Origin of the sequence: Kineosphaera limosa NBRC 100340 (assembly GCF_000298215.1) — a bacterium.
In the GTDB taxonomy this organism is placed as follows: domain Bacteria; phylum Actinomycetota; class Actinomycetes; order Actinomycetales; family Dermatophilaceae; genus Kineosphaera; species Kineosphaera limosa.
In genome coordinates, this window is record NZ_BAHD01000121.1 from 1 (window position 1) to 7,976 (window position 7,976).

Annotated in this window: 10 protein-coding genes; 8 read left to right on the top strand and 2 right to left on the bottom strand. The window is 65.2% G+C overall.

The genetic code is table 11. The annotated features are described in order from the left end of the window. Nucleotides 1-263 precede the first annotated feature (263 nt). The 5 genes from KILIM_RS23595 (at nucleotide 264) to KILIM_RS21180 (ending at nucleotide 3,865) form a co-directional block, all read left to right on the top strand. Nucleotides 264-749 carry a helix-turn-helix domain-containing protein gene (locus KILIM_RS23595; protein ID WP_006594806.1) on the top strand — a complete coding sequence of 162 codons (486 nt, stop codon included), beginning with the start codon at nucleotides 264-266 and terminating at the stop codon, nucleotides 747-749. A 59-nt stretch (nucleotides 750-808) separates the two neighbouring features. Beyond that, nucleotides 809-1,156 carry a hypothetical protein gene (locus KILIM_RS21165; protein WP_157551883.1) on the top strand — a complete coding sequence of 116 codons (348 nt, stop codon included), beginning with the start codon at nucleotides 809-811 and terminating at the stop codon, nucleotides 1,154-1,156. Between the two features lie 9 nt (nucleotides 1,157-1,165). Further along, nucleotides 1,166-2,458 (top strand): ATP-binding protein, encoded by a 1,293-nt coding sequence (locus tag KILIM_RS21170; RefSeq protein ID WP_006594808.1) that lies wholly within the window; start codon nucleotides 1,166-1,168, stop codon nucleotides 2,456-2,458. 488 nt (nucleotides 2,459-2,946) lie between these two features. Next, nucleotides 2,947-3,132 carry a hypothetical protein gene (locus KILIM_RS21175; RefSeq protein WP_006594809.1) on the top strand — a complete coding sequence of 62 codons (186 nt, stop codon included), beginning with the start codon at nucleotides 2,947-2,949 and terminating at the stop codon, nucleotides 3,130-3,132. A gap of 58 nt (nucleotides 3,133-3,190) precedes the next feature. Continuing rightward, the gene (locus KILIM_RS21180) at nucleotides 3,191-3,865 is read left to right on the top strand and encodes a class I SAM-dependent methyltransferase (protein WP_006594810.1); all 675 of its coding nucleotides are present in this window, start codon (nucleotides 3,191-3,193) and stop codon (nucleotides 3,863-3,865) included. A 183-nt stretch (nucleotides 3,866-4,048) separates the two neighbouring features. Here the strand turns inward: KILIM_RS21180 and KILIM_RS22935 are convergent, their stop codons facing one another. Then, entirely contained in the window at nucleotides 4,049-4,603 is a 555-nt protein-coding gene (locus KILIM_RS22935; protein ID WP_006594811.1) for a TetR/AcrR family transcriptional regulator, read from the bottom strand. A 5-nt stretch (nucleotides 4,604-4,608) separates the two neighbouring features. After that, nucleotides 4,609-4,911: a transporter suffix domain-containing protein gene (locus KILIM_RS21190; RefSeq protein ID WP_006594812.1), complete on the bottom strand. Its 303-nt coding sequence runs from the start codon at nucleotides 4,909-4,911 to the stop codon at nucleotides 4,609-4,611. Between the two features lie 222 nt (nucleotides 4,912-5,133). On the opposite strand from KILIM_RS21190, the gene KILIM_RS25530 reads away from it, so the two are divergent. The 3 genes from KILIM_RS25530 (at nucleotide 5,134) to KILIM_RS22945 (ending at nucleotide 7,858) form a co-directional block, all read left to right on the top strand. Further along, nucleotides 5,134-5,766 carry a tRNA-specific adenosine deaminase gene (locus KILIM_RS25530; RefSeq protein WP_373280998.1) on the top strand — a complete coding sequence of 211 codons (633 nt, stop codon included), beginning with the start codon at nucleotides 5,134-5,136 and terminating at the stop codon, nucleotides 5,764-5,766. Between the two features lie 61 nt (nucleotides 5,767-5,827). After that, nucleotides 5,828-7,087, top strand: a complete 1,260-nt coding sequence (locus tag KILIM_RS25570) for an exonuclease domain-containing protein (RefSeq protein WP_006594814.1) — start codon at nucleotides 5,828-5,830, stop codon at nucleotides 7,085-7,087. A 327-nt stretch (nucleotides 7,088-7,414) separates the two neighbouring features. Further along, entirely contained in the window at nucleotides 7,415-7,858 is a 444-nt protein-coding gene (locus tag KILIM_RS22945; protein WP_051988928.1) for a pyridoxamine 5'-phosphate oxidase family protein, read from the top strand. The last annotated feature ends 118 nt before the right edge of the window (nucleotides 7,859-7,976 follow it).

Genomic DNA, 7,976 nt, shown 5'->3' on the forward strand with positions numbered 1-7,976 from the left:
GGACTTCCACCTGACGACGACCGGGGGACTTCCACACGGCCATTGACAAGGACGAGGGCCCGCAGCGTGAGTCGTGGCGTTCTCATCGCACGGGCAGTCCCCGATGGTGGTGCCCAGCGGTGACCGTCGGCGAAGACGATCGCTCGTCTCGTGAGGTCGATCAGGCGGTGCGTTGGATGGACGCAGCTCCAGGCCCAGGCTCGAAATTACCATCTAGTGGTAAGGTGTGTCCGGTGAATCGGAGCGAGGTGTTGCGGCGCGGAATGGAGTCCACGGGGACGAGCCAAGTGGAGCTGTCCCGGCTCACGGGCCTGCCTGCAAGCAAGATCAGCCGGTATGTTTCCGGCAAGTTGGAGCCTTCTGAGCCGACTCTTGACTTGTTGTTGTCGAGTTTGGGTCTTCGGGTGGACTTCGATGTTTCTCCGGTGCTGCTGGAGCGGACCAAACGGCGCAGTTGGCTGCTCCACCGTGAGATCTCAGAGAAGTTGGGCCGATCCGGTATCGATGAGCTCGGCTGGGAGCGGATGCAGCGCAACCTGGATCGGGTGCGCTCGAACATTCATGGTCTTGTTCATGAGCGCAACCTGGATCGCTGGCAGTACATCGTCGACCAGCGAAGCCTGCGCGCCCTGCATCGTGCCCTCGTCGACATCTCGCCCGATGGAATCGAGATGCGCGAGGTCTCACCGATGACCGGATTCCTCACCGAGGACGAGCGCCTGGGGGTGCTCGCCGTGATCAAGCGGTGAATCGGCAGCAGCTGTACCACGCGATCCGAGCCGCCTGCGCAATCGCCAGGGTGGATCGGGTGATTGTGGTTGGCTCTCAGTGGATCCTCGGCACGTTCGACACGCACCAGTTGCCGCCGGTCACCCATTTCTCGGCTGAGGTCGACCTCATGCCCGATGTCGAGGACTTCGACCTCATGGTGGAGCTGTCGGACCTGATCGAGGGAGCCGGCGGGGAGCTCTCGCCGTTCGAGGAGTTGCACGGCGTCGCACTCGACGGGGTTGACCTGACCACTTCGGTGCTGCCGCTCGGCTGGCGGGATCGCCTAGTAACGCCTTCTGCTCGCTCAGCGAATCCGAATCAGCGGGTCAGCGAATCCTCAGTCCGTCGGCAGCGAATCCCAGCTTCTAGGGCAGCGGATCGGTAGTCTTGCCTCGTGGAGGTCCTACCGCGGCACATCGCTCCCTGGGCTGAGGAGTTGCTCTCGGTCAGTCCGGTCGTGGTCATCGAGGGCGCTCGTCAGGTAGGGAAGTCGACCCTGGCCACCTTGCTGAGCTCTCCTTCGGCGACCTACGTGACGATGGACGATGACGACATCCGACTTCTCGCGCAAGATGATCCGGTGGGTTTTCTCCGCTCTGGGGGCGGCCATCGGCTGGTGATCGACGAGATCCAGCGGTGCCCAGAGCTGGTCCTCCCGCTCAAGGCCGAGGTGGATCGTGACCGCCGGCCGGGCCGCTTCGTGCTCACCGGCTCGGCCAACCTCCTTCGTGTTCCAGGTGCGGAAGACTCGCTGGCAGGCCGCGCGATGACCATTCGGCTCCACCCCTTCTCACAGGGTGAGCTGACTCGCGTGGTGGACGACTGGGTGGCTGCGGTGGTTTCTGATGCACTCGGCACAGCACCGGCACTCAGTCGAGAGGACCTCGTCACCCGGATCGTTGTGGGTGGCTATCCCACAGTTCAGGGCCTGAAGCCGCGGGTGCAGGTTGCCTGGTTGACTGACTATGCCGAGCGCCTCGTTGAACGCGACTCGGCCGATATTGCTGTCGTCCAACCACGCATCCTGCGTCGGCTCCTCGCTCTTCTGGCAGCCGCCCCCGGGCAGGAGCTGATCCTGGATCGCCTCGCGGAGGCTCTCGCTGTCGCTGCCCAGACTGTCTCGCGCCACTTGGACATTCTTGAGTCGCTCTTTCTGGTTCAGATCCTGCCGAGTTGGTCTCGGAGCCTGACAAGCCGACAGGTGCGGCGCCCGAAGTGCTATCTCACGGATACAGGGTTGGCAGCGGCATGGAGTGGCCTTACGGTCCAGCAGTTGATGTCTGTCCACGGAGCGAATCATCTGGGTCCGCTACTGGAGAACTTCGTCGTGAATGAACTAACAAAACAGGCAGGGTGGTCCAGCGAGAAATTCGACATGTTTCACTTTCGCGATCGCAACGGCGCCGAGGTCGACCTCGTCATCGAGACGTCCCGTGGCGTGATCGCCGTCGAGGTTAAGGCGGCCGCAGCCCCGACCCGCAGTCATTTCAAGCACCTCATCGGGATGCGTGAGCGCTTGGGTGACGATTTCCTCGCGGGTGTCGTCCTCCATTTGGGTGCCGGTCGTCGGGCGGGTGATCGTCTGTGGTCTCTTCCCATTAATGCTCTCTGGACCGAGTCGCATGGAGGGCCGTCCGCCGCTCGCCCCCTCGATGAGCCTGCCGGAGCCCGCCGGTCGACGGACTGAATCGATCGGGCAGAGGCCCAGATTCGGGGATCGGCCGGCTGCCCGCTGGCGGCGTATCGCCATGGGTGACGGTAGCCGACCAGTTCTCTTTGTTATCGCCTGCTCGGCCAGCTCACGGCATGCGACTTGGATGGTCTGGATCGTGGGCGCGGTGCGGCGGAGCCCGAGATCCTCCTGCGCAGGGTGCGTCTCCTGTTGGTGGACGAGCGGCAGAAGGTGCCCGAGTGTGGGACGTGGTCCATCGGGCGGCCGCCGCGGATCCCTGGGGTGGTCAGTTCCTTCTTCGAAGGAGCGCTTCGTCCGCAGAGAGAGCGACCGCGCAGTCAAGAGCGGTGCGAATGGCCGTCGGCGTGGCGTCGACGCTCGTCAGTCGTCTGCGAGTCCTGCGGGGCAGGTGAGGCAGAACTCGAGCCCCTCGGGGTCTGCGATGACGATGACGTAGCCACGCGGTGTGGTCCGTCCCTGGTGAAGCCAACATCGACGCGTGAATGGAGCGCCTCGACAGCCTGGGTGTCGAGCACTCTCCGAAGATCGCCGCAACGATCGGTTGGATGCGGCTCTTCAGCGACCCGGACGGGATCGAACACCACCTGTACACGAGTGAGCCGCATGGCATCGACCGCTCCAACGAACCGCGAGCGGGGCGACAGGCTCGGGTCGAGGAGTGGGTCTGACCGGCAACTCGCCGCTGTTCGTCGCCTGCTGGGCCGCCGTCTCATAGGCTCAGCGACCGTGACGAACGAGCCTCAGCGCCCCCATCCGACAGGCCACGCCGAGCCTGACGGCGACGCCCATCCTGACTGGGACGAGCGCTACTCCGGCGAGCAGATCTGGAGCGGGGAGCCCAATCGGACCCTCGTCGACGAAATCGCCGGTGTCGCCCCTGGTCGGGCGCTCGACGTCGGGTGCGGAGAGGGTGCGGACGCGGTGTGGCTGGCACAGCAGGGCTGGCACGTGACTGCGCTCGATGTCGCCGAGTCGGCGCTGGCCCGAGGTCGCGCCCTGGCGAAGGCGGTCGGCGTTGACATCACTTGGTTGCACGCTGGGCTGTTGGAAGCCGATCTCCCGGCTGGTGGTTTCGACCTCGTCTCGGCGCAATACCCGGCGCTGCGGCGCACCCCCGACAACGACGCCGAGCGGCGCCTCGTCGACCTCGTCGCCCCGGGCGGCACCCTGCTCGTCGTGCACCACGACGTGAGCGACCCGTCGCACGCGCTGGCGCACGGCTTCGACCCGGCCGACTGGGTCGGGCCACGCGACGTCGCCGCCCTGCTCGGTCCGGACTGGGAGATTGTGGTCGACGAGGTGCGCGAGCATCACGTCAGTGGCGGCGCCGGCGCCCACCACACGCACGACGTCGTTGTCCGGGCAACCAGGCTCGGCCACCCCGACCGGCCGGGCGCCTGACGCCAGTGCCGGTGGGCGTAGCGACTTCTTGACGTACTCAGGGAGGCTCTCCTGGCTAGGCTCTTCGCATCGCTGCAGGTCAGCGGTGTGGACTGAATCGGCCTACCTTTCCGAGTGCGTCGAGAAGTCGCTACGTCCAGCGTGACCCCCGCCCTCAGGGCCGTCGGCTGACGAAGGGGGGCGCTAGCGGTGCTGCGGATCGCCGATGAGTCGGCCCAGCGCCCAGGTGATCTCGTCCTCGTCAGGCAGTCGGTCGCCCCGCGCGGCCTGCATCACCAGCCCGTAGGCGTATATGTCTACGGCGTGGGAGACCCGTTCGCCGAAGCGTCGGGTCAGCACCTCTGCCTGGCTTTGCGTCCACTGATCGGTCAGTTGCCGCATCGAGGGGTGCTCGAGATTGGCCACGAAGAAGGCGGCCTCGGCCCGGGCCCGCTGGGGGTCGGCGTCGAAGGACTTCAGGTAGCGCGCCACGGCGCGGGCCGGGTCCTCGGTGGACTCAAGGGCGGCGGCCAGGTCGGCGAGTTGTTGGTCGTACGTCAACGCCAACTCGCCCAATGCGGCGAACAGCAGGTCGTCCAGCGAGCGGAAGTACGCAGTGGTTGACCCCAGCGGCACTCCCGCGCGCTCGGCGACCCTTCGGTGATTGACGTTCGACAAGCCGACCTCGAGGATCAGCTCGGTGGCCGCCTCGACGATCGCGCGACGGCGCCCCTGTGGGTCTCTCTTCGCGCGCGCCATGCGGATCAGTCTGTACTGGTCTTGCGCTTCGGCCACCGCGCGGTGATCCGAGCTTTGAACGTCTGGTAGGTCTCCTTGCCCACGCACGCGATCGCCACGAGCAGGATCACCTCGGCGAGGCCGATCGCGCCGCCGATCAGTATTCCCTTCCCGGCCGCGTCCATCGGCAGGAAGGGTGCGATGGGCAGGACCAGGAACATGAACGGGTAGACGATGAGCAGTCCCATCCCGACCCGGAAGCGCAGTGGCTTGTGTGTGGTGTTCGGGGTCGCGTGACCCTCAGACCTGGTGGTGACGTCAGTCGCCATGACTTGACCCCTCTCGTTCGATGGCTGATTGCTTATACTGTACTGATGTACATGTACGTTTGTACAGTAAACCCAGGGTCCACGACGTGGTGGCCGGCGCGCTCCACCTTTATGCGATCCCGACGCGGGCCGCCGGGTCGCATGATCGGTGGGGTGATCAAGGCGGACGTGGCGATGGCCGAAGCGCTCCGAGTTGCCGAAGCGGGCCGGGCGGCAGGTGAAATGCCCATCGGTGCTGCCGTTTTCGTGGGGCACGAGCCGATCTCGACCGCCAACACCCAGGAGCGCACCCGAGGGCGCCGCGTGGTGCCTGCGGATCTGCACGCCATCATCAGGGCCGACGAGGTCCTGCGCTTTACGCGCCCAACCGAGCTGGTATTGCTGGCGGTTACCCTCGAGCCCTGCCTTATGTGCCTTGGGGCCGCAATCACCCTGGGCGTCGACCAGTGGTCTACGCGCTGGAGTCGCCGAATGACGGCGCGGTCGACCTGCTGGACCGCTGGGCACCACCCGTGGAGCAGCCCTTCTTCCAGCGGCCGTCACTCATCGAGGGTGGCGTGGGTCGAGCCGAGTCCCAGGCCCTCTTCGCCAGGTACGGCACTGGTGACGGCTCAGCCGGAATGCGCGAATGGTGTCGCGGGCTATCTCGGCTCTGAGCGTGGCCACTGGCCCACCTCACACGACCGTGGCGGCGACACCGCAGGCGAGCAAAGTTGGGCGCTGCATGCATGGCGCCTCCCATCCGACATCGCCGCCCGTCCGTGCCCGGCCAGCCCGGTGGGGGCCCTGCGCGGCCTCCGGCCAGGAACTTCCGGGATGTCGCCACAGCCTGCATCGGCTATCGAAATGTCCTAAATTGTCCACCCGTGCGATCGATGAGAGTTATGAAGAACCGTCGGTGGTTGAGGGGCGCTGTATGGCTGGGTACACAGTAATCGATGTAGAAACGACGGGGCTGTCTCCGTCGTGTCGTGACCGCGTGGTTGAGATCGCCGTGGTTTGGGTCTCGCATGACGGTGAGATCCAAGACCAGTGGGTCACATTGGTAAACCCTGGTCGAGACGTCGGCCCAACTCATATTCACGGTATCACTGCCACGGCAGTTGCTGCCGCTCCGACGTTCGATGAGATTGCGCCGTATGTCCTCCGAGCGCTAGTGGGACGGATCGCTGTTGCGCACAACGCGCCTTTCGACTTGCGGTTTCTGGCAAGCGAGTTTCATCGCGTCGGGCTGCCGCTAACGGACTTGCCGCTTCGCGGAGTCTGCACGATGGCATGGGCACCTTTCTTCGTTCACTCTTCCAGCCGAAAGCTAGCTGACTGCTGCGCGGCCAGCGGAGTTGCTTTGAAAAATCCGCATTCGGCAATGGATGACGCGTTGGCAACGGCGCAGATGTTTCAGCATTTTCTGCGCCTTGCTGGAGGGAAGCTGCCATGGCAGGAGGACCTTGATGCCGCACGTGTGTATCGATGGCCGACGTATTCTGGGCCTTATGGGCAGCTACGGCTAGCAGCACGTTCTGAGGGCCCCAACGCTCGGCAGGACGAGTGGTTAGACGGGATCGTCTCTCGGATGCCTAGAGCCGCAAACCCTCTAGTGGACTCCTATCTTGGCGTCCTCGAGATGGCGATGCTGGACGGGTTCTTGGCTGAACATGAAAAGGCCGAGCTGGTGAGCGTGGCAGTCGACTCCGGCTTGACCAGGGGGCACGTTCTGGACCTCCATGCCGACTATCTGCGTGCTATGGCAGAGGTGGCGCTTGAGGATCATATCGTGACCCCGGGTGAGCGGGCAGACATAGAGCGCGTCGCTGCGGCCCTCGGACTGCGGCTGACAGACGTGGAGATGGCTCTAGCGGAGGCGCAGCAGCGCGCTGCAGCGAGCAATGCGGCCCGGACTGCTCTCGCTACAGCGGTATTAAGCCTGGAGCCAGGGGATCGAGTGGTCTTCACCGGAGATATGACCGTTGGGCGTGAGGAATGGATCGCTCTCGCGCGCGAGCACAACCTAGACCCAGGAGGTGTCACTCGCACTACCAAGGTCGTTGTAGCTAGCGACCCGAACTCAATGAGTGGCAAGGCCATCAAGGCTCGCGCATACGGAATTCCGATCATCACCGAGGCCTCTTTCGCGAAGCTCTTGAAGCAGTTTGTCGAGGCTCAGTTGGCCCGATGACATGGCTCACCCGGGTACTGCAGGGCGGTCGCGTGAGGTCAGTGCGGGGCGGTGTCAGCCTGCGCGGCCCGATCCGGCTGAGTTGGCGCCGAGCGGTTGCCGTGCTGCACATCCCCGCACCGTCCTTGCGAGGGCAGGGAGGGTTGACCGTTCCGCCCGCCTGGCCAAGACCATGCGGCGGTTGTTCGGGACCTCCGATCAACGCCGGAGCCAGGATCGCCCTTTCATGAGCGCTACGTGATGACAACCGCCCAGGCGGGGAATCCGCTTGGCATGGCCGTCACTGTGGCGGGCAGTTGCGGCTGGGTTTCGCTCTATCGTGAGGCGATGAACTCGCCTACGTTCGACCTCGGCTCGTCCGAAGCTGCCGCCGAGGCGGTGGCCGAGCGGCTTGACACGGACGTCATCGGGTGGCTCACGACAGTGCGCCGCGACGGCCGCCTGCATGCTGTCCCGGTCTGGTTTCTCTGGTGGGACGGGCGGGTGCTGGTCATGAGTGAACCGGGCACCGTGAAAGTCGCCAATGTTCGCCGCGGGACGCAGGCCTTGCTGCACCTGCACGCCGACGCCACCGGCAACGGCGTGGTGGTGCTCAACGGTGCTGCAGCGATCAGCGACCGCTGCGCTACCGACTGGCTGGCCGACATCCGGGAGCCCTACACGGCCAAGTACGCCGACGCCATGGTCGCCTACGGCATGGGACTCGACGCCATCGCCGAGCAGTACTCCACCGTCATCGAGCTCACGCCGACAAGCCTGACCGCCTGGTAGCGCCAACGTCGCAGGGCGTCGCTGCCGGGGACTGACGTCGCGGGCCGCCCTCGGCCCACGCACGCCGGCGAGCCCTATGTGTGCAGGAGTGGTGTGTGCAGGAGTTGGCCCCGGTACT

Coding starts and splice junctions, on each gene's coding strand:
- KILIM_RS22945 (WP_051988928.1), top strand. CDS start 7,415: ATGAACTCGCCTACGTTCGACCTCGGCTCGTCCGAAGCTGCCGCCGAG.
- KILIM_RS22935 (WP_006594811.1), bottom strand. CDS start 4,603: ATGGCGCGCGCGAAGAGAGACCCACAGGGGCGCCGTCGCGCGATCGTC.
- KILIM_RS25570 (WP_006594814.1), top strand. CDS start 5,828: ATGGCTGGGTACACAGTAATCGATGTAGAAACGACGGGGCTGTCTCCG.
- KILIM_RS21190 (WP_006594812.1), bottom strand. CDS start 4,911: ATGGCGACTGACGTCACCACCAGGTCTGAGGGTCACGCGACCCCGAAC.
- KILIM_RS25530 (WP_373280998.1), top strand. CDS start 5,134: ATGCCCATCGGTGCTGCCGTTTTCGTGGGGCACGAGCCGATCTCGACC.
- KILIM_RS21175 (WP_006594809.1), top strand. CDS start 2,947: ATGGAGCGCCTCGACAGCCTGGGTGTCGAGCACTCTCCGAAGATCGCC.
- KILIM_RS23595 (WP_006594806.1), top strand. CDS start 264: ATGGAGTCCACGGGGACGAGCCAAGTGGAGCTGTCCCGGCTCACGGGC.